The organism is Kitasatospora sp. NPDC092286 (genome assembly GCF_044755565.1).
GTDB lineage: Bacteria > Actinomycetota > Actinomycetes > Streptomycetales > Streptomycetaceae > Kitasatospora.
In genome coordinates, this window is record NZ_JBIVRD010000001.1 from 399,163 (window position 1) to 421,535 (window position 22,373).

Sequence of the window (22,373 nt, forward strand, 5' to 3'; positions counted from 1 at the left end):
CGGCCGGGGTCAGGCCGCGACCAGCGCGGACGGCCGCCCCGCGTGCATCACGCTGAGGTTGGCGGCCAGCCGGCTCGGGTCCTGGGCCAGCCAGAGCCGCAGCGCGGCGCCCAGCATGGCACTGGCCGACCCGATCCGCACCTCGGTCACCTGCGCGATCCGGGCCGCCCCCGGCACCAGCAGGTCGGCGAGCGGCGTCGGCAGCCAGACCGTCAGCGCGCAGGGCGCCGGAGCCGTGAGGGCCCCCAGCAGCCGGTAGGCGTCCGTGTGCGAGCTGAGCGTGGGAATGATGTCCAGCAGGCCGTCGGCCACGACCTCCGAGACATCGCTGCGGTGCCCCTGGGCAAGCCGGCGGAGCAGCATTCGCTCGGCGGCGGTGATTCGGACGGTCAGCATGACCTCGTCGCACTCCATTGCGCGATTTCCTCCTCGTTCCTCCCCGTGCCGGCACCGGTGGCCGGCACGAACTACCCCCGTCGCACCTCGGCCCGGCTTCCGTTCTTCGGAGCGCCGGGCCGGTGGGTGGTCTTTCCTGGTCAGATCCCGGCGTACGAGTGCTTTCCGGTGACGAAGATGTTCACCCCGTAGTAGTTGAACAGGTAGCAGGCGAAGGCCAGGACCGCCAGGTAGGCGGCCTTGCGCCCCTTCCACCCGGCGGTGGCCCGGGCGTGCAGGTAGCACGCGTAGGCGACCCAGGTGATGAACGACCAGGTCTCCTTCGGGTCCCACTCCCAGTACTTGCCCCAGGCCGCCTCGGCCCAGATCGCGCCCGCGATGATGGTGAAGGTCCAGAGCGGGAAGACCATCGCGTTGATCCGGTACGAGAACTTGTCCAGCGACGACGCGGCGGGCAGCCGGCGCCAGATGGACGCCGAGGTGCCGAGCGGGCCGGTGGTGAGACCGGCGGCCATGCGCTTGTCGAAGGAGTCCTTGCCCAGGTACAGCAGGGTGCCGATGAAGGCCGCGTACATGGCGCCGCCGCAGACGATCGCGGTCGAGACGTGGATCGCCAGCCAGTACGAGTGCAGGGCCGGAACGAGCTGCTCGGATTCGGTGTACAGCACCGAGACGGCGATACCGAGGGTGAGCACGACGGCCAGGGTGACCGGCAGGCCGAGCCAGCGGGCCTTCTTCCTGGCGGCCAGCAGCCCGAGGTAGGCGACCGTCATGGAGAGCGCGAAGGCGCAGGAGAACTCGTACATGTTGCCCCACGGCCAGCGGGACACCGAGAGGCCGCGGGTGAGCACGCCACCCGCGTGCAGCAGCGCGCCGAGGACCGTGAGCGAGACGGCGATGCGGCCGGAGAGGTCCGCCTTCTCGCTGTTGCCGGCGGCGCCCGGGCCGTCCTGCTCCTCCTCGCCGCGACCGCTGGTGACCACCGTCGCGCCCTCGCCCGCCAGGGCGGTACGGGTCAGCGTGGTGGTACCGCCGCCGGCCGAGGCGACCGTGACGGTGACCTTCTTGGCGGCCTTGGCCCTGGCCTCGGCCACGGTCTCGGCCAGGCCGCCCGCCTGCTCGACCGAGCGGACGGCGACGGCACCCTTGCTGCCGAAGGTCCACTCGAACATGTAGCAGAACATGGCGATCAGGTAGACGGCCATGGCCGAATAGATCAGCTTGTTGGAGAGGTCGGCCAGGCTTGGGTCGACCGCCGAGGCGAGGTGCACCGTCTACTCCTTGGAGTTCTGGTCGGCAGGGACAGCGGGGTCCGAGGGCGCGTCCGGGGCGGCTGCGGGCTCCCCCTCCGCCTCGGGGTCATCGGTCGCGGGGGCGTCGTCCGGCGCGTCGTCCGTGGGATCGTCGTCCGGGTCGTCCGACGCGGGCGCGTCGTCCTGGAGGTCCACCGCGAGTTCGGCCAGCTCCTCGGCGATCTTCGCCGACTCGCTGCGGGCCAGCCCGGCCAGCTCGACCAGGGTGCCGCCGCCGGGCAGGGCCACGGCCCGCACCCAGATCCGGCGGCGCTGCACGAACAGCGAGCCGATCAGGCCGAGGATCGCCAGCACACCGCCGGCCAGGGCGACCGAGTTGCCCGGACGGTGCGAGACGCTGAAGCTGGCCCACTCCTTGTAGCCGTCGAAGGTGACGGTGCCGTAGCCGTCCGGCAGGGTCCAGCCCTGACCGGGCTTGAGCCGGGCCTTGGCGGGCTCGCCCTCCTGCTGGAGCTGCTTCAGGTTCTTGGTGTTGAGCTGGTAGACGTTCTGCGGCAGACCGGAGTCGGTGCCGAGGTCGCCCGCGAAGGCGTTGAGCACCAGCGCCGGGTCCGCGTCGCCCGGGAAGAGCGAGCGCGGACCGGTGTTCTTGTCGAAGGCCACCGGGGCGGTCGGCAGGAAGAAGCCGGAGAAGCCCAGCTGGGTCTTCTCGCCGTCCTTCTCGCCGTAGTCGGAGACCTTGATGACACCGGTGGAGGTCAGGTTGGCGTCCTGCGGCAGGAACGGCGTGGCGCCGGTGTAGACCACCTCGCCGGCCGCGTTCTTCACGGTGATCACCGGGGCGTAGCCGTGGCCGATCAGATAGACCTTGCTGTCGCCGATCTCCAGCGGGTGGTTGACCTCGATCTTGCCCTGGGTCAGCTTCGACGCGTCGCTGCCCTCGTAGTACTCGACGTTCGCGGTGAACTGCCGGGCGCTGCCGATCTGGTCGCCGCTCGTCTGGAAGCGGGCGGTGAAGCCGTTCAGCTTGAGGTAGAACGGGTCGATGTCGTCGGTGGTGTAGAACGGGGAGCCGGTGAAGTCGTCCAGCTGGGTGATGGTGTTGGCGTAACCCTCGCCGGCGACCATCAGCTTGCCACCGGTGCCGCTGGCCAGGCTCGCCCAGGCGAAACCGCCCAGCAGCGCGAAGAGCGACAGGTGGAAGACCAGGTTGCCGACCTCGCGCAGGTACCCCTTCTCGGCGGCCACCGAGCCACCCGCCAGGCCGGCGCGGAAGCGGCGCTTGCGGAGCAGCCGGTGCGCGGCGGCGTTCACCGTCCCGGCGTCCGCCTCGGTGCGCCAGGCCGCGTAGACCGGCATCCGGGTCAGGACGCGGGGGGCGGCGGGCGGCTGGGCCCGCAGCACGCCGACGAACTGCCAGGTGCGCGGGACGATGCAGCCGGCCAGCGAGACGAACAGCAGGATGTAGATCGCCGAGAACCAGACCGAGCTGTAGACGTCGAACAGCTGGAGCTTCTCGTAGACCGGTGCGACCGTGGTGTGCTGAGCCTTCCAGGCCTCGACCTTGAACTGGTTCTGGCCGTTCTGCGGGATCAGCGAACCCGGGATGGCGGCCAGCGAGAGCAGGAAGAGCAGGATCAGCGCGACCCGCATCGAGGTCAGCTGGCGCCACATCCAGCGCAGCCAGCCGAGTACCCCGATTCCGGTCGGGCCGTCCGACTCGACCGGGGCGGTGGTCAGCCGCTCGGCGGCGTCCTCCGTACTGGGCGAGGACACCTGCTCGGTATCGGTCGCGGTCTTGCTCACGGGTCAGATTCCGATCTGGAAGTCGCCGAACTGGGTCTGCAGGTCGTTCACCATCGAGTCCCAGACGCCGGTGACGAGCAGCAGACCGACCGCGACGAGCATGCCGCCGCCGATCCGCATGACGAGCGGGTAGTGCCGCTTGACCCAGCCGAAGGCGCCCAGCGCCCGGCGGAAGGCCACCGCGGCCACGATGAACGGTACGCCGAGGCCCATGCAGTAGAAGAACATCAGCAGGGCGCCGCGCTGGGCGTCGGCCTGGTTGAGCGCCAGGTTCGTCACGGCCCCCAGGGTCGGCCCCATGCACGGCGTCCAGCCGACCCCGAAGACCACGCCGAGCAGCGGCGCGCCGAGCAGACCGATCACCGGACGGCGGTGCGAGCGCACCTCGCGCATGCTCAGGCCGGGCACCAGCCCCATGAAGGCCAGCCCCATGACGATCGTCACCACGCCGAGCACCCTGTTGATGACCTGCTGGTGCTCCTTCAGCGTGTCACCGAACTGGCCGAACAGCGCCCCGCCGGAGACGAAGACCGCGGTGAAGCCCAGGATGAACAGCAGGGCCCCGAGCAGCATCCGGCCGCGCCTGGTCCCGCGCGCGTCCGCGAGGTCGGCGGCGGAGAATCCGGTCACGTACGAGAGGTAGCCGGGGACGAGCGGCAGCACGCAGGGCGAGAAGAACGAGACCAGGCCCGCCAGCAGCGCGATCGGCGCGGCCACCAGCAGCGCTCCGCTCTGGATGGTCCCGATGTTGTCGGCGAGCTGCAGCGACGCGCTCACCGCTTCGGCTCCGCGACCACCGGCTGCAGCATCGACTCCAGGGCGTCGTCGGTCTGGCCGCCGACGGCCCGGGCGGCGAGCCCGCCGTCGCGGTCGACCACGATGGTGGTCGGAATGGACTGCGAGTTGAGGCTGCCCTTGGGGAACTTGAGCAACTGGGCCCCGGCGGGGTCGTAGATGCTCGGGAAGGTGACGCCCTTCTCCTGTTCGAAGCGGATGGCGTTGGAGACATCGCTGTCCCGGGTGTTGATGCCGAGGAACTGGACGTCCTGGTCCTTGTACTTCTGCCAGACCCGTTCCAGGTCGTCCGCCTCGCTCCGGCACGGACCGCACCAGGAGCCCCAGACGTTGAGGACGACGACCTTGCCGCGGTAGTCGGAGAGCTTGGTCGGGGTGCCCTCCAGCGTGTTGCCGGAGATGTCCGGCGCGTCCTGGCGGTGGCCGAGCGCGGCCTTGGAGATGTTGGTCCCCTTGGCCGTCACGAAGCCGACCTGGCCGTCACCGCCGGCCGACGAACCCGACGAGGAACAGCCGGTGAGGACGAGCGCGGCGGCGGCCGCGGTGGCGGAGGCCGCGGCGGCGAGACGGGGACGGGGGCGCGTCATGCCAGACATGTGAAAAGTTTCGCATGGAGGCCCGGGCAGGTTCGGGGGGGTCCGACATTCCGTGTCGAACCCCCTCTGACCTGCACCTGGACCAGACCATTCGGTGGCGGTCAGGCCCCGAAGCTCTTACCCACCGGCTTGTCCTTGCCGCCCTTGCCGATCAGGTGCGCGGGCAGCAGGTCGCGGGCCGGCTCGCGGTAGCCGACCGAGACGATCCTGTCGCCCTCGAAGGTGAAGCTGGTCAGCGAGGCCAGCGAGCACTGGCGGCGGCGCGGGTCGTGCCAGAGCCGGCGGCGCTCCACGAAGGAGCGGACGATCCAGACCGGCAGCTGGTGGCTGACGCAGACCGCCTCGTGCCCGCGCGCGGCGTCCCGGGCGGCGCCCAGCGCGCCCATCATCCGCACCACCTGGTCGAGGTAGGGCTCGCCCCAGGACGGCTTGAACGGGTTGGTCAGGTACTTCCAGTAGGCCGGGTTCCGCAGCGAGCCGTCACCCACCCCGAAGGTCTTGCCCTCGAAGATGTTGCCCGCCTCGATCAGCCGCTCGTCCACCGCGATGTCCAGGCCGTGCGACTTGGCGATCGGCTCGGCGGTCTCCTGCGCCCGCTCCAGCGGGGACGCCACCACATGGGTGATGTCCCGGCCGGCCAGGTCCTCGGCGACCCGGTCGGCCATCTGCCGGCCGAGCTCGGACAGGTGGTAGCCCGGCAGGCGGCCGTACAGGATGCCCTCCGGGTTGTGCACCTCACCGTGCCGCATCAGATGGACGACGGTGATCTCTTTGGCGCTCACTTCTGGGTTCTCCTGGGCTTCGTGGGGTGTACGGGCTAGGCCGTGGCCTCGGCGGCGGCGCGGGCGGCCGCCGGCAGGGCGGCGGCGATCCGCTCGATCGCCCGCTCGTCGTGGGCCGCCGAGACGAACCAGGATTCGAAGGCGGACGGCGGCAGGTAGACGCCCTGGGCGAGCATCGCGTGGAAGAAGGCGGTGAAACGGTACGCCTGCTGGGTCTTCGCCTCGTCGTAGTCGGTGACGGCGGCCTCGGTGAAGAACACCGAGAACATGTTCCCGGCGGTCTGCAGCCGGTGTGCCACGCCCTCCTTGGCCAGCGCGTCGGACACCAGGGTGGAGACCTCGGCGGCGACCCGGTCCACCGTGGCGTACACCTCGTCGGTGCAGCCGCGCAGCTGGGCCAGGCCGGCGGCGGTGGCGACCGGGTTCCCGGAGAGGGTGCCCGCCTGGTAGACCGGGCCGACCGGGGCCAGGTGCGCCATCACGTCCTCCCGGCCGCCGAAGGCCGCCGCCGGGAAGCCGCCGCCCATCACCTTGCCGAAGGTCAGCAGGTCCGGCGCCCAGCCCTCGTTCGCCGCCTCCAGGCCGTACCAGCCGGCCCTGGAGACGCGGAAGCCGGTCATCACCTCGTCCGAGATGAACAGCGCGCCGTTCTCCCGGCAGAGCCGGGCCAGACCGCCGTTGAAGCCGGGCAGCGGCGGGACGACGCCCATGTTGCCGGGCGAGGCCTCGGTGATCACGCAGGCGATCTCGCCCGGGTGCGCCTTGAACGCCTGCTCGACGGCGGCCAGGTCGTTGTAGGGCAGCACGATGGTGTCCCCGGCCTGGGCGCCGGTGACGCCCGGGGTGTCCGGCAGACCGAAGGTCGCGACCCCGGAACCGGCGGCGGCCAGCAGCGCGTCCACATGGCCGTGGTAGCAGCCGGCGAACTTCACGACCTTGGCCCGGCCGGTGAAGCCGCGGGCCAGCCGGATCGCCGACATGGTGGCCTCGGTGCCGGAGGAGACCAGGCGGACCTGCTCGACCGGGGCGATCCGGGCGACGATCTCCTCGGCCAGCTCGACCTCGCCCTGACCGGGCGTGCCGAAGGAGGTGCCGCGCGAGACGGCCCGCTGGACGGCGTCGATCACCGCGGGGTGCGCGTGGCCGAGGATCATCGGGCCCCACGAGCACACCAGGTCGACGTACTCGCGGCCGTCGGCGTCGGTGAGGTAGGGGCCGGTGCCGGACACCATGAAGCGCGGCGTACCGCCGACCGCGCGGAAGGCGCGCACCGGCGAGTTGACGCCGCCGGGCGTGACGATCGAGGCGCGGTCGAAGAGCGACTGGGACTGGGGTGCTTCGTAGGGGTAGCTCACAGAAGACATGGTCTCAAATCGTGTCCTTCACCTCTGCATGTCGGACCTCATCATCTGGAACGATGATCCGGGTGCCGAAGTCTGTACGGTTATCCGTATGACGGGGCCCTGGCTGCTCCCACTGCACGGACCAGTCAGACTATGTACTCCGAGTGTGCAGACACTCCGGGGTGTGCAGGGGTGAGTGCAGGACTGCCGCGTACCGCGACTGGGTACGGCGGCGCATGACGGGTAAGGAGCACGTCCGGAGGGACGCCGGACGTGCGGGGGTCTGTCGATTCCGGCGAATTCCGGTGAGGATGGTCCGAGTGTCCGAGGCGCAGGACGGCTACGACGAGGCGGCGGGTGGCTCCCGCAGGCGCGCCGAGGCCGCACGCGGGGGTACGGGAGCGGGTACGGGTCGCGGCGGTCGCGGCGGCGAGAGGCGGGGTGAGGGACGCGTGGGGGTGACATACAAGTACTTCGGCGCACCCGACCGGGCCACCGCCGCCAGAGTCCCCACCGCGCTGGGCCCTGGCGGGCTGGGCCTGGACGCGGGCGAACTCGGCTCGCTGGGGCGGCTCGGCGACCTGATGGAGACCAGCGGCTCCCCCAACGGCCACCTCTCCACCAAGATCAAGCCGGAGACCATGAGCGCCATGGTCCTCACCGGCATCCAGGGCGTGCCGCTGCACCAGGTCCCGCCGCTGGAACTGGTCGTGCTGCACCCCGACTACGCGGTCGTCCAGCTCCCCCAGAACGTCGTCGAGCCGCTGCGCAAGGCCGACGAGACCGAACTCGGCGCCGCCGCCTTCATCTGGTCCACCGTGCCCGACCGCCGGGGCCCGCGCGACGCCTTCGTGATCTACAGCATGCTGCACGAGTGGCAGGACTTCGCCAACCGGCTGCACGAGGCCGGGCACCAGCTGTACTGCCTGGTCTGGCCGTGACCCCGGGGCCGGCTGCTTTCTGATCGACCGACAGCAGCGTTTCCCCAAGGGCCCGAAGGGACCGCCGGCCAGGGTCGGGGCCCGGCGACGGAGACTTTCCTGCGGCCGATCACGGTGACAGCGGCGTCCGGAGTGACCGTCAGCAAGCCCGTGCAGAGCACCGCCGGAGCGAGTGGGAGCCGCCGGGCCGCCGCCCTCAGCCCCGGGGGCGGCGGGCCCTGCGCACCACGCGTTCACTCTCCACCGGCTCCGCCAGCGGGCCGTCCACCAGCCGCGACAGGGCCGAGACGAAGAACTCCCGCTCGGGCTCGGGCAGCGACTCCAGCACCTCCCGGTGCACCCGGTCGGCGATCGCGGTGCCCTGTGCGACGGCGTGCCCGCCCGCCTCGGTCACCGAGATGATCCGGGCCCGGCGGTCGGTGGCGGACGGACGGCGCTCGGCCAGGCCCGCCTTCTCCAGTTCGTCGACGGTGACGACCATGGTGGTCTTGTCGAGGTCGGCCAGTTCGGCCAGCTGGATCTGGGTGCGCTCGACCTCCTGCGCGTGGAAGAGCACGCAGTAGGCGCGCGGGGTGATCCCGAGCTCGGTGAAGGCCGCCGCCATCCGGGTCGCCAGGACGTGGCTGGCGTGATCCAGCAGTCCGGAGATGTCGCGGATCTGGCGCACGGGCGGGATCGTCGTCATACGTCCGAGCGTAGCAAGGCCGTCTGCTGGCGGATGATCCCGTTGACCAACTAAACGCGGGGCGCCGACACGGGCGGGGCTGTCGGGCCTACGGGATGCCGAGCTCGAACAGCGCGTACCCGGCGTACCAGCCGGCCGCGATCACCGGCATCGCGAACAGGCCCACCAGCGTGGACAGCCGCAGCCGGCGCAGCGCGATCGCCAGGCCGATGAAGAGCGGGAAGGCCGGCAGCAGATACCGCGAGATGTTGCCGAAGATCTGGTTGCTGCTCAGCGCGGTGAAGACGGTCAGCGCCGTGTAGACCACCAGCACCAGCGGCGGCCGGGTGCGCAGCAGCAGCACCAGCAGCCCGGGCAGGGCCATCAGCAGGGCGATCGCGATCAGGTCGGGGGCCGGATTGGACTGCCAGAAGGTCCAGTGCCCGGTGATCACGTCCAGCGCGCTCCGGAAAGTGGAGGCGCCCCAGTCGAAGTAGCGGTTCCAGGCGCCGCGCTGGAGCTTGAAGTAGCCGCCCCAGTCGTCCATCCGGTAGCCGACCCAGGCCACGTACCAGAGCAGGCCCCAGGGGGTGATCAGCATCGCGGTCAGGGGGCGCGCGATGCCGTCGGTGCGCCGGATGAGTGCCACCAGCGCCGCGATCGAGACGGCCGCGATCAGGGCGGCGGCGGTCGGCCGGTTGAGGCCGGCCACCAGGGCGAGCAGGCCCGCGGTCAGCCAGCGCCGCGTCATCACGCAGTAGCAGGCCCAGGCGGAGAGCGCGACGAACAACGAGTCCGAGTAGACCGCCCACTCGACGCCCGAACCGGGGAACAGCCCCCAGACCACCGCCGCGATCACGCCCGCCCTGAAGCCGCCCAGCCGCTCGGCGATCGCGAAGATCCCGGCCGCCGCGAAGAAGGAGGCCAGCACCGACACCACGATGCCGGAGCCGTACGGGCCGAGGCCGGTGACCGCCCCCACCAGGTTCATCAGCCACGGGTAGAGCGGGAAGAAGGCCGCCGAGTTCTCGTAGTAGGTGGCGAGCGGATAGCCCTCCAGCCGGATCAGCTGCGGGTCGTAGCCGAACTCGGCGATCCGCTGGTACCAGACGCCGTCCCAGGTACCGAGCACGTCCCAGGGCTGGGCACCGCCGCCGCGGCCCGGGTCCTTCTTGAGGTAGTCCCCGGTGTGCGACAGCAGCAGCATGAAGACGGTCAGCCCGGTGGCCTTCACCACCGCGTACGCGCCGAGCGCGGGCGCGAAGCGGTCCACCAGGGCGGCGAACCCACCCCGGCCGGGCTCCACCGCCTCGTCCTCCCCCCCGAGCGGGCGCGACGACGTGCCGGACTCGGTGCTCGACGATTCGGTGCTCGATGCCGTGCTCATCAGCTCTGGACTCCCCGCCCCCGCTCGTGACCGACGCTGCTACGAACACAGCGACGCCGGCCGAGCCTACGGCACCACGCCAGGGACGCCGGCGGCAGCCGCCCCCGAGCGGCCGGTCCACGGCGAAAACCGGTGGCGCGCGCTGCGGCGGTACGCGGACGATCCAGGGTATGCCCGACGAAATCCCTCCCGTCCGTCAGATCCGCGCGGCCCACACCGCCGGTACCGTCACCGTGTACCAGGCCTTCGGCCCGGAGATCGCCGGCCCGGCCGCCGCGGACGGGCGCTTCCCGGCCGCGTTCAAGCGGGACCGGATGACCTGGGTCAAGCCGTCGTTCCTCTGGCTGATGCACCGCAGCGACTGGGCCCGCGGTGCCGGCCAGGAACGGGTGCTGGCACTGGAGATCAGCCGGGCCGGCTTCGACTGGGCGCTCGGACAGGGGGTGTTGAGCGCGTACACCGGCCGGGTGCACGCGTCGAAGGACGACTGGAAGCGGGAGCTGCGACGCAGTCCGGTCCGGGTGCAGTGGGATCCGGAGCGGGACGTGCGACTGCGGCCGCTGGCCTGGCGGGCGGTCCAGATCGGGCTGCGCGGTGAGGCGGTGCGGCGGTACGCGGACGAGTGGATCAGCCGGATCACGGATGTCACGGCGCTGGCCGAAGAGGTGCGGCGAACCGGGGACAGCGCGTTGCTGCCGGTGGAGCTTCCGTACCCGCTGGACGCCTCCGCCGCCGCCCGGTTGGGGGCGGCGGCGGGGTAGCACCGGTCAGCCGTGCAGGTAGACGATGCCGAGCTTGGTGAGCTGCCAGAGCTGGCCGGCCGCACCGGTGTCGGCGGCGAGCTCGACCAGCGGGTTGCCCTTGGCGTCGAGGTCGCCGCTCGCGGTGACGACCTTGCTCCGGTCCTGCGAGTCGGCCAGCTTGTAGAGGCCGTCGCCGGCCGGCTCGAAGACCCAGCGCTGGTTGCCGCCGCCGTTGCAGCGCCACTGTTCCAGCCGGGTGCCGGGGGCGGTGGAACCACCGGTGGCGTCCAGGCACATGTCCCGGTTGCCGCTGAAGTCGAGTTCGTAGCCGCCGCCCTGCTCGGCCTCCAGGACGAAGGACTGGTTGAGGCCGCCGGTGGCCGGATAGGTGATCGCGTTCCGGCCGTTGGTGGCGTCGCCGTAGGTGCCGCCACCGGAGAGGTCGAGCACCCGGCCCGTGGCGGGGCTGGTCAGCTGGTACCAGGCGCCGTCCTCGGGCCCGTCGCCGAACGGCCTGCCGGGGGTGAGCGGTTCGATCGACGTGGTGTTCTGCTGGTTGAGGGTGCAGTAGGCCTGCTGCTGGCCCGGCCGGGCGTAGAACTGGCCGAGGCAGCCGCCCTCGCCGCGGTAACCGGCCACCCTCAGGTGGTACGACTGGCGAACCATGTTCATGCAGAGACCGGGGATGCCGATCTGCTGGTCGCAGCCGTTGCGGACCCACTCGGACAGATTGATGACGTCCCCGTTGGTGTACTCGTACGGGGAACTGGTCCACTCCGCGCAGACCTCGTGGCCGAAGGCGACCCGCCGCTGGTCCAGGTACCGGACGCCGGGCACCTGTTCGGCCGCGCCGCGCAGGGTGTCACTGAAGACCGGGACCACCCAGTTGTGCCCCCAGGCGAGGTCCTCGGGGAAGGCCGGGCAACCGTCGGCGACCTTGCCGAGGTAGTCGTTGCGGCGGATGTCGGGGGTGATCGGGTTGAAGTACGACTGGTAGACCAGCTGGTAGGAGGAGTCGGCGTAGCCGGCCGCCCGCATGGTCTGCCGGATGTTCCGCAGCGCGGCGACCACCTTGGGCTGGACCTTCCCGGCCCGCTGGGCGATCTCGTCGCTGCCGACGGTGTCGCGGCAGCCCTGGTCCTTGGGGATCGGGAAGTACTGCGCGAGGCAGTGCATCATGATCCCGCTGAAGTCGAAGTCGTCGTTGGCGCCGATCGTGACGACGACCATTTTGACGTCGTACCGGCCCGCCACCTCGGCGAGTTGGACGTCCTGCTTGCGCTCGCCGAAGTCGCCGCTGCCCGGCCCGGTGATCTTCGCCAGCTCGGGGTCGCTGACCAGGTCGCCGGTCTGGGCGCCGGAACAGGCGAGGTCGACGGGGGTGACGCCGGGGATGCCGGTGACGAAGATCTCCGACCTGGGGTGCCGGTGGCAGTAGTTGGTGGGGGTGTCGGTCTCCGGGAAGTAGCCGTCGCCGGTGTCGGTACCGGCGCCCTCCCCGGAGATGGCGCTGTCGCCGAGGGCGACGATCGCGGCCGGGCGGGCGGGGCCGGCCGCCGGGGCGGCCGGGCCGGGGTCGGCGAGGGCGGCGGGGGCTCCGGCCAGGCCGAGGGTGGCGATGAGGGCGCCCGCCGCGAGCAGCGCGCCGTACGGGGAGCGGCGCGCGGCCGTCCGACCTCGCCGCGCACCTGCCGATCGTGACCTGATCACACGCGACTCCTTGCGGGGTGGGGCCGCCCGGCCGGGGGCGCCGGACGGTTCGGAGCAAAGGAAGGTGAGCAGGTCTCACATTCTAGGTACTGACAAGTAACGCAACAAGGCTTCGGACAGCGCCGGGAGTTGACGCCACCGCGGGCCCGGGCGGACCAGGAGGACCGACATCCGGGGCCCGGAAAAGCGGAGAGCCGCCGCCCCGCGCCCCAGGAGGGAAGCGCGCGGCGACGGCTCACGCCGGCCGAACCGGGCGTGGATCAGCCAGCGTTGACGCAGTGGTTGCCGAACGCGGGGTTCAGCAGACCGACGATGTCGATGGTGTTGCCGCACGCGTTGATCGGGATGTGCACCGGGACCTGGATCTGGTTGCCGGAGATGACGCCGGGGGAGCCGGCGGCGACACCCTCGGCGCCGGAGCTGGCCACCGCGGAGCCGGCACCGGCCGCCACGATGCCTACCACGGCGGCACCGACGGCGGCCGTCTTCTTGATGCTCATAGGAGCCTCCTGACTATTCGACAGATATGCACGGGGAGTGCGACATCTCCAACGACACCCGCCCGGCCCGGTTGCTACGACGCGCCCACTGTCACCCGACCGGCTCAACGGGCCGGGGCGGCCAGGCATTTGGGTGATCACCGGAGCCGACCGTTTCCCGCCGGGCGCTGCCTCGTTCTCCCTGGCGGAACACACTCCACCCAGGCCCCTCTCACGAATCGAGATACCGCACATGCGCAAGCTCGCCCACGGCGTCCTCGGCACCGCGGCCACCGCCGCCCTGCTGGCCGCCGGCGCCGGCGCCGCCTCGGCCCACCACCTCCACGGCGCCTCCGCCGAGGGTGTCGCGGCCGGCTCGCCCGGGGTGATCTCGGGCAACCAGATCCAGGTGCCGGTACACGTCCCGATCAACCTGTGCGGCAACAGCATCGACATCATCGGCCTGCTCAACCCGGCGTTCGGCAACCACTGCGTCAACGCCTGACCCGTCCGGGGGACGCCGCCCGGCTCCACCGTCGCGAGGCCCGACGACTCCCGGGAGATCCGCGGCCGTCCGCCGCCCGCGTTCCGCGCGGAGCGGCGGACGCTCCGGAATTCCTCCTGGTCGCGCCTTCGCGCGAAACAATCCCGGCCGTGCGGGAATTGTTCGCGAGACACGGAAACGAGGCGGCCGCGGAACGTCCGAGCCACGGACGGAACACGCCGCTCTGCGCCGCCGGAGTGACAATCACGGAAAATCCAGAAGCCATCGGGCGATGATTTCACTTTCGCCCGGATCCCGACATTCCCAACCCGTCGGGCAGAAAACGGAGGAAAGACATGCGCAACATCAAGAAGGCCGCCGTCCTGTCCCTCGCCACCGCCGGCCTGGTCGTCGGCGCGGCCGGCGGCGCGTTCGCCAGCTCCGGTGCCGAGGGCGTCGCCGCCGGCTCCCCCGGTGTGCTCTCCGGCAACCAGATCCAGATCCCGGTGCACGTCCCGATCAACCTGTGCGGCAACAGCATCGACATCATCGGCCTGCTGAACCCGGCGTTCGGCAACCACTGCGCCAACGTCGGCTGAACCCCGCGGTCGCCGTAGCGGCGACCGCCGGTTCACCGAGCCCGGGCCGCACCCCGCGACCTGCGGGGTGCGGCCCGCTCCACCCGTGTGTGATCGAGGAGATCTACCCCCATGCAGAACGTGAAGAAGGCCGCCGTCCTGACCGCCGCCGCTGCCGGCCTGGCGCTGGGCGCGGCGGGCTCCGCCGTCGCCAGCTCCGGTGCCGAGGGCGTCGCCGCCGGCTCCCCCGGCGTCGTCTCCGGCAACCAGATCCAGGTGCCGGTGCACGTGCCGGTCAACCTGTGCGGCAACTCCATCAACATCATCGGCCTGCTGAACCCGGCGTTCGGCAACCACTGCGCCAACGTCGAGGCGCCCCCGGTGCACGAGGACGACTGCTGATCTCCGATCGGCACGCGTTCCGCCGTCCTGCCCCCCGACCAGCCGGCCGGGGGGCAGTTCGGCATCCCCGGGCGCACCCCGGCCGCCCGGGAACCCGATCCCCCGAAGGGTGATTCCGCATGATCTCGATCTCGAAGAAGAGCGGGGCCGGCCTCGCCGCCGCCCTGGGCGCCGCCATGCTGCTCGGCGCGGGCACCGCGCACGCGGCGCCCGAAGGCGGTGCCAACCTCCAGCGCACCGACGTCGGCCAGGCGCTCGGCGGTGCGACCACCGGCCTCGGCTACGGCGTCGCACCGCTCAAGGACCTGCGGGTGGACCCGTGGGCGCAGTCCTCGGCCGACGTGCTGAACAACGGCGCGACCGTCCAGCCGGAGAACTCCGGCCTGGCGCCGGTCAGCACCACCACGCTGACCGGCCCGCTGAGCGCCGGCGGCGGACCGCGGGACCTGCCGGCCGTCGGCGCGCTGCTCGGGCTGCTGCCGGGCTGATCCCGCGCCCCGGGCTCCCGGCCGCCCGCACACAGCCGAGAGCCCGGTGCCCCGTCCGTCCGGAGGGGGCACCGGGCTCTCGTCGGCCCGGGGCCGGGTGAGGCCTCAGAGCTGGGTGAGGCCGGTGACGCCGGACTGCTGCACCACGCCGGTGGTGGTGGCGGTGGTGGTCTCGGCCAGGTTCCCCACCGAGTCGGTGACCGAGATCCGCTCGTCCTCGTTGCCGAGGCTGGCCTTGGCGCCGGGGACGGCCTGCACCGTGCCGGTGATCAGTCGCGGGTCGATCTCGCCCACCTTGAGCCGGCCGTCGGCGAGCTGGCCGGTGCCGTCCTGGACGAGGGCGAGCGGCCGGCCCAGCCCGACGCCGGGGGTGTCGGCGTGCAACGGCGCGGCCGGGGCCTCCAGCAGCAGCTCGCCGAGCGCGGCGCCCCGGTCGACCAGCGGCAGCGGCAGATCGGCCTTGGCGGTGGGGCCGACCTTGCCGGTGCCGAGCGCGGGCAGGATCCGCTCCGGGACCAGCGCGTCGCCGGTGGTGTGCCCGGGCACCGGCGGCATCACCAGGGAGGCCGGGATACCGCCGGAGATCCGGCTGCCCAGCGGGGTGAGCGGCAGGTCGAGCGGGACCTGCTGGGTGGCCAGCTGGTCCTCCAGGGCTCCGACCTGGTCGGGGTTGACCGCAGCGGCGGACGCCGCCCCCTGGGAGGCGAGCACGCCCGCACCGACCGCCAGCAGCATCGCGCCGGCCCGCTTGGAGAACTTCATGCTTTTCACCGTTCTGCCTGTCCGTACTGGAGATCTCTGTGGCACGGCTGCGCGGGCGCAGCCGAAAGCAATCTGCCTCAACGAGACAACCGGAGCACGGATTGCGGCGATTAGCCTGTTCGGCTTAATAATCAGACCGGAAACCCTCGCCCGTCGCGCCTCCCGGACTCTTTTCCAAAATCCCCGTAACCTTCCGTGCCGTCGTTCTTTGATCTGAATGTCAGTGACCGCAGACCGGGCCTGAGCGTTGTACGCGTTGTACGCACGGAATCCAAAAAGCATTTCAGAGAGGGATCTCCCCATGATCCAGAAGTCCTTCGCCGCCGCCGGGCTCGCCGCGGCCGCGCTGGCCGTGACCGCGGCGCCGGCCTCGGCCATCGGCGACGCGGACGGCGCCGCCGGGTCCTTCCAGGGCAACGGTGGCACCAACTTCACCGGCACCGTCGGCGACAACAGCCCGAACTTCCACTTCCTGGACAACGCGAACGTCTGCCTCCCCGAGATCCACAACATCGCGGTCGGCGTTCTCGGGGTGGCCGTCCCGGTCGAGGTCCCGATCGCCAACAGCGGCGGCAAGCAGTACTGCACCCAGGGTCAGGGCACCCAGAGCAAGGGTGACGGTGGCATCTCCCACCTGATCGGCTGACCTGCCGCCCACCCGCACCACCCCTGAACCACCCTTCGAATCGCTCCCCGATTCACCCTCGAGAGGAAACCGGAAATGATCAAGAAGTCCCTCGCCGCCGCCGGCCTGGCCGCCGCCGCCATCGCGATGTCCGCCGGCTCGGCTTCCGCCATCGCGGACGCGGACGGCTCGGCCGTCTCGGTCCAGGGCAACGGCGGCACCAACCACACCGGCACCGCCGGCAACAACAGCCCGAACTTCCACACCCTGGACAACCCGAACGTCTGCCTGCCGGAGGTCCACAACATCGCGGTCGCCGTCATCGGCGTCGCGGTGCCGGTCGAGGTGCCGATCCTGAACAGCACCCCGAAGCAGATCTGCAACGTCGGCCAGAACACCCAGTCCTCGGGCGACTCGGGTGTCTCGCACCTGATCGGCTGATTCGGGGCATGGCGCGGCCGGAGGGCCCGGGGAGGTCTCCCCGGGCCCTCCGGGCTGTACGGACCGGTCACCCGGACGGGCCGCCGCTCCCGCGTGCGGGCCGGGCGGGTGACAGGCCGTCGGCCCGGCGCGTGGGGCGCCGGGCCGACGGGAGCGGGTGATCACGTGTCAGTGACAGGGCGCTCCGGGAGAGCGTTCCGACAGAGAGGGCAGATCCATGAAGAGCAAGCTGGGCAAGGCCGCGCTGACCGCCTTCGGCGCGCTGGCGCTCGCGGGTGTCGCCACCCCGGCGTTCGCGCACGTCGGCCTCGCGGGCGGCGGCGAGTTCGTCGCCTCGGCGCACCCCGTGTTCGCCGCCGGTGAGTGGTGGGGCCTCGCGCACACCACCCACATCCACACCGGCGCCCAGGGCTGGGGCGCCGCCACCTCCACCGACGCGCTCGGCGGCGTGGAGGGCTTCGCCCACGTCGGCTGACGTACGGGTGTACGACGAAGGCCGGGCCCGGTGAGGGGCCCGGCCTTCGTCGTACTGGCTCGTACGGCGGTGGGCTACTTGAGCAGCGCGGCGGCCTCGACCGCCCAGTAGGTGAGGATCTGCTCGGCCCCGGCGCGGCGGATCGAGGTCAGCGTCTCCATGATCATCCGCTCCCGGTCGATCCAGCCGTTCTCCGCGGCGGCCTCGACCATCGCGTACTCGCCGGAGACCTGGTACGCCGCCACCGGCACCGGCGAGGCGTCGGCGACCTGCCGCAGGACGTCCAGGTAGGCCATCGCGGGCTTGACCATCACCAGGTCGGCGCCCTCCGCGACGTCCTGCGCCAGCTCCCGCAGCGACTCCCGGGCGTTCGCCGGGTCCTGCTGGTAGGTCTTGCGGTCGCCCTTCAGCGAGGAACCGACCGCCTCCCGGAACGGGCCGTAGAACGCCGAGGCGTACTTGGCGGTGTAGGCGAGGATGCCCACGTCCTGGTGCCCCGCGCCGTCCAGCGCCTCGCGGACCACCGCGATCTGACCGTCCATCATCCCGGACGGACCGACCAGGTGGACGCCCGCGTCCGCCTGCACCCGGGCCATCTCGGCGTAGCGCTCCAGCGTCGCGTCGTTGTCCACGCTGCCGTCGGCGGCCAGCACCCCGCAGTGGCCGTGGTCGGTGTACTCGTCCAGGCAGAGGTCGGACATGACCACCAGGGCGTCGCCGACCTCGGCGACCACGTCCCGGATCGCCTGCTGCAGGATGCCGTCCGGGTTGGTGCCCTCGCTGCCGACCGCGTCCTGCACCTCGGGCACGCCGAACAGCATGAGGCCACCCAGGCCCGCCTCGGCCGCTTCGACGGCGGCCTTGCGCAGGGTGTCGCGGGTGTGCTGGACCACGCCCGGCATCGACGACACCGGGACCGGCTCGCTGACGCCCTCACGGACGAACAGCGGCAGGATCAGCTCCGCCGGGTGCAGCCGGGTCTCGGCGACCAGCCGGCGCATCGCCGGGGTCGAACGCAGCCGGCGGGGGCGGACGTACGGGAATTCAGCGGACACGGCTTCTCTCTCCGAACGGTTGTGCAGCGCCGGGGGCGGCGGGTCGGCCGCCCCCGGGACGAGTATGTCGAACAGCAGGGCCTCAGCGGGCCTTGCGGCGCGAACCGGGGCGGCGCTCGCTGGGCCGGTAGACCGGCTCACCGGCGGCGGTCGCGGTGTCGCGGCGCCTGGCCCCGAAGTCCGCCAGCGCCTGGGCCAGGGCGGCCGCCGACGGCGCCGGGGCCATCACGTCGACCCGCAGGCCGTGCTCCTCGGCGGTCTTGGCGGTGGCCGGGCCGATACAGGCGATGACCGTCACGTTGTGCGGCTTGCCGGCGATGCCGACCAGGTTGCGCACGGTCGAGGACGAGGTGAAGAGCACCGCGTCGAAGCCGCCGCCCTTGATCGCCTCACGGGTCTCGGCCGGCGGCGGCGAGGCGCGGACCGTCCGGTACGCCGTCACGTCGTCGACCTCCCAGCCCAGCTCGACCAGGCCGGCCACCAGGGTCTCGGTGGCGATGTCGGCGCGCGGCAGCAGCACCCGGTCGATCGGGTCGAACACCGGGTCGTACGGCGGCCAGTCCTCCAGCAGCCCGGCCGCGGACTGCTCACCGCTCGGCACCAGGTCCGGCTTCACACCGAAGTCCACCAGGGCCTGCGCGGTGGTCTCGCCGACCGCCGCGACCTTGATCCCGGCGAACGCCCGGGCGTCCAGGCCGTACTCCTCGAACTTCTCCCGGACGGCCCGGACCGCGTTCACCGAGGTGAAGGCGATCCACTCGTAGCGGCCGGTGACCAGGCCCTTGATCGCCCGCTCCATCTGCTGCGGGGTACGCGGCGGCTCGACCGCGATGGTCGGCACCTCCTGCGGTACCGCACCGTACGAGCGCAGCTGCTCGGAGAGGCCGGTGGCCTGCTCCTTGGTGCGCGGCACCAGCACGTTCCAGCCGAACAGCGGCTTGGTCTCGAACCAGGAGTGCGAGGAGCGGTGCGCGACCTGCTCGCCCACCACGGCTATCACCGAGGTCGCCGGGTCCACCGGGGCGGAGACCGGCGAGGGCAGCACCCGGGCCGCCTTCAGGTCGGCCGCGATGGTGGCCAGGGTCGCGGTGAAGGTGCGCTGGCGGGTGGTGGTGCCGGAGAGCGTCGCGCTGAGCGCGGACTCCGGCTTGCGGCCGTTGGAGACCAGCGCGTTGGCGGTGGCCGGCAGCTGCCCCAGGGTGGTGCGCACCACCAGGGTGGTCTCCGGCGCGCCCAGGTCCACCGGGCTGCCGGCGAGCAGCGCGGGACCGTCCACGAACCGGACGTCGGTGCCGCTGCCGCCGCGCAGCGGGACGCCGGCGTAGGCCGGCACGCCGACCGACTGGGCGACGCCCGGGATCACCTCGAACGGGATCCCGTCGCCCGCGCAGCTGAGCATCTCCTCGGCCGCGCAGCCGTCCAGGCCGGGGTCGCCGTCCACGGTGCGGACCACGTGCCGGCCGGAGCGGACGGCCTCGGCGACCAGCTTGGCCAGGTCGAACCCGGCCCCCTCCGCGCCCGGGGTGTGCACCTGCACACCGGCCGGACAGTGACTGCGCACGGCGGCGGCGGTCAGCGGATCGGCGACCAGGACGTCGGCCGAGGCGAGCACCTCGACCGCGCGCAGCGTCAGCAGGCCCGGGTCCCCGGGGCCCGCGCCCAGGAAGGTGCACCGGCCGGCGGCGGACGACCCGCCCGCGAAGGGGCTGTCGGCCGGGAACGGGGTGTCGGTGGCGGTGGTGGGGCTCATCGGGCTCGCTCCCCCATCAGGGCGGCCGCGCCCGCGTCGAGCAGCCGGGCGGCGAGGGCGCGGCCGAGGGCCGCCGCCTGCTGCTCGGCGGTCTCGTCGAGGACGATCGGACCGTGGGCGGACATCTTCAGCAGGGAGGTGCCGTCGACGGTGCCGACCACGCCCTCCAGCCGCAGTTCGGATCGGTGACCCCAGGTGGCCAGCGCGGCGACCGGCGCGGAGCAGCCGGCCTCCAGGGTGGCCAGCAGGGCGCGCTCGGCGGCCACCGCGACCCGGGTGGGGGTGTGGTCGAGGGCGGCCAGCGCGGCGGTCAGCCCGGTGTTGGCGGTGGTGCACTCGACGGCGAGCGCGCCCTGGCCGGGGGCCGGGATCATCAGTTCGGGGTCGAGGTGACCGCTGATCTCGGCGCTGCGGCCGAGCCGGTTGAGGCCGGCCGTGGCCAGCACCACGGCGTCCAGCTCGCCGGAGGTGACGAAGCCGATCCGGGTGTCGACGTTGCCGCGGATCGCGACCGTCTCCAGCGCGGCGCCACGGGCTCGCGCCCAGGCGTTCAGCTGCGCCATCCGGCGCGGCGAGCCGGTGCCGATCCGGGCGGTGCGCCCGGCGCCGGCCAGCTTCTCCACCAGTTCGTCCAGGGCCAGGCCCTCGTGCGACACCAGGGCGTCACGGACGTCCTCGCGCTCGGGGACGGCGGCCAGCACCAGGCCCGTGGGCTCGGCGGTGGGCAGGTCCTTCAGCGAGTGCACGGCGAAGTCGATCCGGCCCTCCAGCAGCGCGTCGCGCAGCGCGGAGACGAACACGCCGGTGCCGCCGATCTGCGCCAGCGCCTCCCGGGAGGTGTCGCCGTAGGTGGTGATCTCCACCAGCTCGACGGGGCGCCCGGTGACCCGGGTCACCTCGCGGGCGACCATGCCCGACTGGGCCATGGCGAGCGCGCTGCGCCGGGTGCCGAGCCGCAGCGCTGCGGTCGCGGGCCGGGCCTGGTCGGTGAGCGGTTGACCATTCATGAGGTGATCGTCCCGGTGGTACTCGTGGGATGGCTGACGGTTCATCTGGTGCCCCCGCCGGAAGGCTGGGGCAGACCGCCGACGGGCGTGCCCGACACGGCGTGCACGGCCGCCGGGTCGAGGTCGAACAGCTCGCGCAGCGCGTCCGCGTAGGAGGCGCCGCCGGGCTCGGCGGCAAGCTGCTTCACCCGAACGGTCGGGGCGTGCAGCAGCTTGTCGACGACGCGGCGAACGGTCTGGGTGATCTCGGCGCGGGAGCGCTCGTCGAGACCGGGCAGTCGGGAGTCCAGGCGGCCCAGCTCGGCGGCGACCACCTCGGAGGCCATCGCCCGCAGCGCGACCACGGTCGGCGCGATCCGGGCGGCCCGCTGAGCCGCGCCGAAGGCGGTGACCTCGTCGGCCACGATGCCGGAGACGGCGTCCACGTCCCCGGCGCCGGGGGTGGCGGCGTGGGCGTGCGAGAGGCTCTCCAGGTCGACCAGCAGGGCGCCGGGCAGCTCGTGCACGCCGTGGTGGACGTCGCGGGGCATGGCGAGGTCGAGGAAGGCCAGCGGGGCGTCGCCGCCCCGGGCGGCGACGGCGGTGGCGACGTCCTCGGCACTGATCACCACGCCGGCCGCGCCGGTGCAGGAGATCACCAGGTCGACGTCGGCCAGCGCCTCGGGCACCTTGGCCAGCTCGATGGTGCGGGCCACGTCGGCGCCGAGGATCTCGACCAGCCGCTCGGCGCGCTCGGGCGTCCGGTTGGCGATCAGCAGATCGGTGACGCCGGAGCGGACCAGGGTGGCGGCGGCCAGCGAGCTCATCGAGCCGGCGCCGACCACCAGGGCCCGCTTGCCCGCGATCTCGCCCGCGCCGGCCGCGACCTGCTCCAGCCCGAAGGTCACCAGCGACTGGCCGGCCTTGTCGATGCCGGTCTCGCTGTGCGCCCGCTTGCCGACCCGCAGGGCCTGCTGGAACAGCTCGTTCAGGCCGCGCCCGGCGGTGTGCTCGTCCTGGGCCTTGGCCAGGGCGTCGCGCAGCTGGCCGAGGATCTGGCCCTCGCCGACCACCATCGAGTCCAGGCCGCAGGCCACCGCGAAGAGGTGGTGGACGGCGCGGTCCTCGTAGTGGACGTAGAGGTGGGAGGTCAGCTCCTCCAGGTCCACCCCGCTGTGGTGGGCGAGCAGCAGCGACAGCTCGGCGACACCGGCGTGGAACTTGTCCACGTCGGCGTAGAGCTCGATCCGGTTGCAGGTGTTCAGCAGCGCGGCCTCGGCGACGGTCGCGGTGGCCGCCGCGTCGTGCAGCAGCCGGGTCGGGACGTCACCGGTCAGGGCGGCGCGCTCCAGCACGCCGACCGGGGCGGTGCGATGGCTCAGTCCTACGACAAGAAGACTCATGCCCGCCCCCTGGTGCCATGGTTCTCGGT

The 22,373-nt window shown here is 72.2% G+C and carries 25 protein-coding genes; 9 read left to right on the forward strand and 16 right to left on the reverse strand.

Going from position 1 to position 22,373, the window contains the following annotated elements:
• Positions 1-9: 9 nt before the first annotated feature.
• The 7 genes from ACIQIB_RS01925 to hemL all read right to left on the reverse strand — a co-directional run bounded on the left by ACIQIB_RS01925 (position 10) and on the right by hemL (position 6,992).
• A complete protein-coding gene (locus tag ACIQIB_RS01925; RefSeq protein WP_363605955.1) occupies positions 10-414 on the reverse strand; it encodes a hypothetical protein in 405 nt (134 codons plus the stop codon).
• A 122-nt stretch (positions 415-536) separates the two neighbouring features.
• Positions 537-1,667 carry a c-type cytochrome biogenesis protein CcsB gene (gene ccsB, locus ACIQIB_RS01930; protein WP_363605956.1) on the reverse strand — a complete coding sequence of 377 codons (1,131 nt, stop codon included), beginning with the start codon at positions 1,665-1,667 and terminating at the stop codon, positions 537-539.
• Between the two features lie 3 nt (positions 1,668-1,670).
• Positions 1,671-3,455 (reverse strand): cytochrome c biogenesis protein ResB, encoded by a 1,785-nt coding sequence (locus ACIQIB_RS01935; RefSeq protein WP_400756223.1) that lies wholly within the window; start codon positions 3,453-3,455, stop codon positions 1,671-1,673.
• A 3-nt stretch (positions 3,456-3,458) separates the two neighbouring features.
• Entirely contained in the window at positions 3,459-4,232 is a 774-nt protein-coding gene (locus ACIQIB_RS01940; RefSeq protein WP_363605959.1) for a cytochrome c biogenesis protein CcdA, read from the reverse strand.
• On the reverse strand, positions 4,229-4,837 hold the full coding sequence (locus ACIQIB_RS01945) for a TlpA disulfide reductase family protein (protein ID WP_363605960.1): 609 nt from the start codon (positions 4,835-4,837) through the stop codon (positions 4,229-4,231). Before ACIQIB_RS01945 ends, ACIQIB_RS01940 begins: the two co-directional genes overlap by 4 nt.
• A 110-nt stretch (positions 4,838-4,947) precedes the next feature.
• Positions 4,948-5,595, reverse strand: a complete 648-nt coding sequence (locus ACIQIB_RS01950) for a histidine phosphatase family protein (protein WP_363606060.1) — start codon at positions 5,593-5,595, stop codon at positions 4,948-4,950.
• A 68-nt stretch (positions 5,596-5,663) separates the two neighbouring features.
• Positions 5,664-6,992, reverse strand: a complete 1,329-nt coding sequence (gene hemL / locus ACIQIB_RS01955; protein ID WP_400756225.1) for a glutamate-1-semialdehyde 2,1-aminomutase — start codon at positions 6,990-6,992, stop codon at positions 5,664-5,666.
• Between the two features lie 290 nt (positions 6,993-7,282).
• On the opposite strand from hemL, the gene ACIQIB_RS01960 reads away from it, so the two are divergent.
• Complete coding sequence (locus ACIQIB_RS01960) at positions 7,283-7,912, forward strand: hypothetical protein (protein ID WP_400756226.1); 630 nt, start codon at positions 7,283-7,285, stop codon at positions 7,910-7,912.
• Positions 7,913-8,108: 196 nt separating this feature from the next.
• Here ACIQIB_RS01960 and ACIQIB_RS01965 read toward each other — a convergent pair whose 3' ends face one another.
• Positions 8,109-8,597, reverse strand: coding sequence for a MarR family winged helix-turn-helix transcriptional regulator (locus tag ACIQIB_RS01965; RefSeq protein ID WP_400756227.1), 489 nt, complete (start codon positions 8,595-8,597; stop codon positions 8,109-8,111).
• 88 nt (positions 8,598-8,685) lie between these two features.
• Positions 8,686-9,963, reverse strand: coding sequence for a hypothetical protein (locus ACIQIB_RS01970; protein ID WP_400756228.1), 1,278 nt, complete (start codon positions 9,961-9,963; stop codon positions 8,686-8,688).
• A gap of 170 nt (positions 9,964-10,133) precedes the next feature.
• On the opposite strand from ACIQIB_RS01970, the gene ACIQIB_RS01975 reads away from it, so the two are divergent.
• Positions 10,134-10,724: a DUF4291 domain-containing protein gene (locus ACIQIB_RS01975; protein WP_400756230.1), complete on the forward strand. Its 591-nt coding sequence runs from the start codon at positions 10,134-10,136 to the stop codon at positions 10,722-10,724.
• A 6-nt stretch (positions 10,725-10,730) separates the two neighbouring features.
• Here the strand turns inward: ACIQIB_RS01975 and ACIQIB_RS01980 are convergent, their stop codons facing one another.
• Both ACIQIB_RS01980 and ACIQIB_RS01985 read right to left on the reverse strand, forming a co-directional pair.
• The gene (locus ACIQIB_RS01980) at positions 10,731-12,416 is read right to left on the reverse strand and encodes an RICIN domain-containing protein (protein WP_400756231.1); all 1,686 of its coding nucleotides are present in this window, start codon (positions 12,414-12,416) and stop codon (positions 10,731-10,733) included.
• A gap of 260 nt (positions 12,417-12,676) precedes the next feature.
• A complete protein-coding gene (locus ACIQIB_RS01985; RefSeq protein ID WP_363605969.1) occupies positions 12,677-12,916 on the reverse strand; it encodes a chaplin in 240 nt (79 codons plus the stop codon).
• A gap of 232 nt (positions 12,917-13,148) precedes the next feature.
• On the opposite strand from ACIQIB_RS01985, the gene ACIQIB_RS01990 reads away from it, so the two are divergent.
• The 4 genes from ACIQIB_RS01990 (at position 13,149) to ACIQIB_RS02005 (ending at position 14,847) form a co-directional block, all read left to right on the forward strand.
• Positions 13,149-13,400, forward strand: coding sequence for a chaplin (locus ACIQIB_RS01990; protein WP_400654402.1), 252 nt, complete (start codon positions 13,149-13,151; stop codon positions 13,398-13,400).
• Positions 13,401-13,735: 335 nt separating this feature from the next.
• A complete protein-coding gene (locus ACIQIB_RS01995; protein ID WP_363605971.1) occupies positions 13,736-13,978 on the forward strand; it encodes a chaplin in 243 nt (80 codons plus the stop codon).
• A 111-nt stretch (positions 13,979-14,089) separates the two neighbouring features.
• A complete protein-coding gene (locus ACIQIB_RS02000; RefSeq protein ID WP_363605972.1) occupies positions 14,090-14,359 on the forward strand; it encodes a chaplin in 270 nt (89 codons plus the stop codon).
• Positions 14,360-14,478: 119 nt separating this feature from the next.
• Positions 14,479-14,847 (forward strand): hypothetical protein, encoded by a 369-nt coding sequence (locus ACIQIB_RS02005; protein WP_400654399.1) that lies wholly within the window; start codon positions 14,479-14,481, stop codon positions 14,845-14,847.
• 105 nt (positions 14,848-14,952) lie between these two features.
• Here ACIQIB_RS02005 and ACIQIB_RS02010 read toward each other — a convergent pair whose 3' ends face one another.
• Positions 14,953-15,609, reverse strand: a complete 657-nt coding sequence (locus ACIQIB_RS02010; protein ID WP_363605975.1) for a hypothetical protein — start codon at positions 15,607-15,609, stop codon at positions 14,953-14,955.
• Positions 15,610-15,910: 301 nt separating this feature from the next.
• Between ACIQIB_RS02010 and ACIQIB_RS02015 the strand changes: the two genes are divergently transcribed.
• The 3 genes from ACIQIB_RS02015 (at position 15,911) to ACIQIB_RS02025 (ending at position 17,150) form a co-directional block, all read left to right on the forward strand.
• Positions 15,911-16,255 carry a rodlet layer protein gene (locus ACIQIB_RS02015; protein WP_363605976.1) on the forward strand — a complete coding sequence of 115 codons (345 nt, stop codon included), beginning with the start codon at positions 15,911-15,913 and terminating at the stop codon, positions 16,253-16,255.
• Positions 16,256-16,330: 75 nt separating this feature from the next.
• On the forward strand, positions 16,331-16,675 hold the full coding sequence (locus ACIQIB_RS02020) for a rodlet layer protein (RefSeq protein ID WP_363605977.1): 345 nt from the start codon (positions 16,331-16,333) through the stop codon (positions 16,673-16,675).
• A 217-nt stretch (positions 16,676-16,892) separates the two neighbouring features.
• A complete protein-coding gene (locus ACIQIB_RS02025) occupies positions 16,893-17,150 on the forward strand; it encodes a hypothetical protein (protein WP_363605979.1) in 258 nt (85 codons plus the stop codon).
• A 74-nt stretch (positions 17,151-17,224) separates the two neighbouring features.
• On the opposite strand, the gene hemB is transcribed toward ACIQIB_RS02025, so the two are convergent.
• The 4 genes from hemB to ACIQIB_RS02045 form a co-directional block, all read right to left on the reverse strand.
• Positions 17,225-18,205: a porphobilinogen synthase gene (gene hemB, locus ACIQIB_RS02030; RefSeq protein ID WP_400756233.1), complete on the reverse strand. Its 981-nt coding sequence runs from the start codon at positions 18,203-18,205 to the stop codon at positions 17,225-17,227.
• An 82-nt stretch (positions 18,206-18,287) separates the two neighbouring features.
• Positions 18,288-19,955 (reverse strand): uroporphyrinogen-III synthase, encoded by a 1,668-nt coding sequence (locus ACIQIB_RS02035; protein WP_363605982.1) that lies wholly within the window; start codon positions 19,953-19,955, stop codon positions 18,288-18,290.
• Positions 19,952-20,962, reverse strand: coding sequence for a hydroxymethylbilane synthase (hemC, locus tag ACIQIB_RS02040; protein ID WP_363605983.1), 1,011 nt, complete (start codon positions 20,960-20,962; stop codon positions 19,952-19,954). The genes ACIQIB_RS02035 and hemC overlap by 4 nt, the downstream gene beginning before the upstream one ends.
• A 41-nt stretch (positions 20,963-21,003) precedes the next feature.
• Positions 21,004-22,344: a glutamyl-tRNA reductase gene (locus tag ACIQIB_RS02045; RefSeq protein ID WP_363605985.1), complete on the reverse strand. Its 1,341-nt coding sequence runs from the start codon at positions 22,342-22,344 to the stop codon at positions 21,004-21,006.
• Positions 22,345-22,373 lie beyond the last annotated feature (29 nt).

Coding starts and splice junctions, on each gene's coding strand:
- ACIQIB_RS01990 (WP_400654402.1), top strand. CDS start 13,149: ATGCGCAAGCTCGCCCACGGCGTCCTCGGCACCGCGGCCACCGCCGCC.
- ACIQIB_RS01965 (WP_400756227.1), bottom strand. CDS start 8,597: ATGACGACGATCCCGCCCGTGCGCCAGATCCGCGACATCTCCGGACTG.
- hemC (WP_363605983.1), bottom strand. CDS start 20,962: ATGAATGGTCAACCGCTCACCGACCAGGCCCGGCCCGCGACCGCAGCG.
- ACIQIB_RS02035 (WP_363605982.1), bottom strand. CDS start 19,955: ATGAGCCCCACCACCGCCACCGACACCCCGTTCCCGGCCGACAGCCCC.
- ACIQIB_RS02015 (WP_363605976.1), top strand. CDS start 15,911: ATGATCCAGAAGTCCTTCGCCGCCGCCGGGCTCGCCGCGGCCGCGCTG.
- ACIQIB_RS02010 (WP_363605975.1), bottom strand. CDS start 15,609: ATGAAGTTCTCCAAGCGGGCCGGCGCGATGCTGCTGGCGGTCGGTGCG.
- ACIQIB_RS02045 (WP_363605985.1), bottom strand. CDS start 22,344: ATGAGTCTTCTTGTCGTAGGACTGAGCCATCGCACCGCCCCGGTCGGC.
- ACIQIB_RS01960 (WP_400756226.1), top strand. CDS start 7,283: ATGGTCCGAGTGTCCGAGGCGCAGGACGGCTACGACGAGGCGGCGGGT.
- ACIQIB_RS02000 (WP_363605972.1), top strand. CDS start 14,090: ATGCAGAACGTGAAGAAGGCCGCCGTCCTGACCGCCGCCGCTGCCGGC.
- ACIQIB_RS02020 (WP_363605977.1), top strand. CDS start 16,331: ATGATCAAGAAGTCCCTCGCCGCCGCCGGCCTGGCCGCCGCCGCCATC.
- ACIQIB_RS01950 (WP_363606060.1), bottom strand. CDS start 5,595: ATGCGGCACGGTGAGGTGCACAACCCGGAGGGCATCCTGTACGGCCGC.
- ACIQIB_RS01975 (WP_400756230.1), top strand. CDS start 10,134: ATGCCCGACGAAATCCCTCCCGTCCGTCAGATCCGCGCGGCCCACACC.
- ACIQIB_RS02005 (WP_400654399.1), top strand. CDS start 14,479: ATGATCTCGATCTCGAAGAAGAGCGGGGCCGGCCTCGCCGCCGCCCTG.
- ACIQIB_RS01945 (WP_363605960.1), bottom strand. CDS start 4,837: ATGACGCGCCCCCGTCCCCGTCTCGCCGCCGCGGCCTCCGCCACCGCG.
- ACIQIB_RS01970 (WP_400756228.1), bottom strand. CDS start 9,963: ATGAGCACGGCATCGAGCACCGAATCGTCGAGCACCGAGTCCGGCACG.
- ACIQIB_RS01995 (WP_363605971.1), top strand. CDS start 13,736: ATGCGCAACATCAAGAAGGCCGCCGTCCTGTCCCTCGCCACCGCCGGC.
- ACIQIB_RS01925 (WP_363605955.1), bottom strand. CDS start 414: ATGGAGTGCGACGAGGTCATGCTGACCGTCCGAATCACCGCCGCCGAG.
- ACIQIB_RS02025 (WP_363605979.1), top strand. CDS start 16,893: ATGAAGAGCAAGCTGGGCAAGGCCGCGCTGACCGCCTTCGGCGCGCTG.
- ACIQIB_RS01985 (WP_363605969.1), bottom strand. CDS start 12,916: ATGAGCATCAAGAAGACGGCCGCCGTCGGTGCCGCCGTGGTAGGCATC.
- hemL (WP_400756225.1), bottom strand. CDS start 6,992: ATGTCTTCTGTGAGCTACCCCTACGAAGCACCCCAGTCCCAGTCGCTC.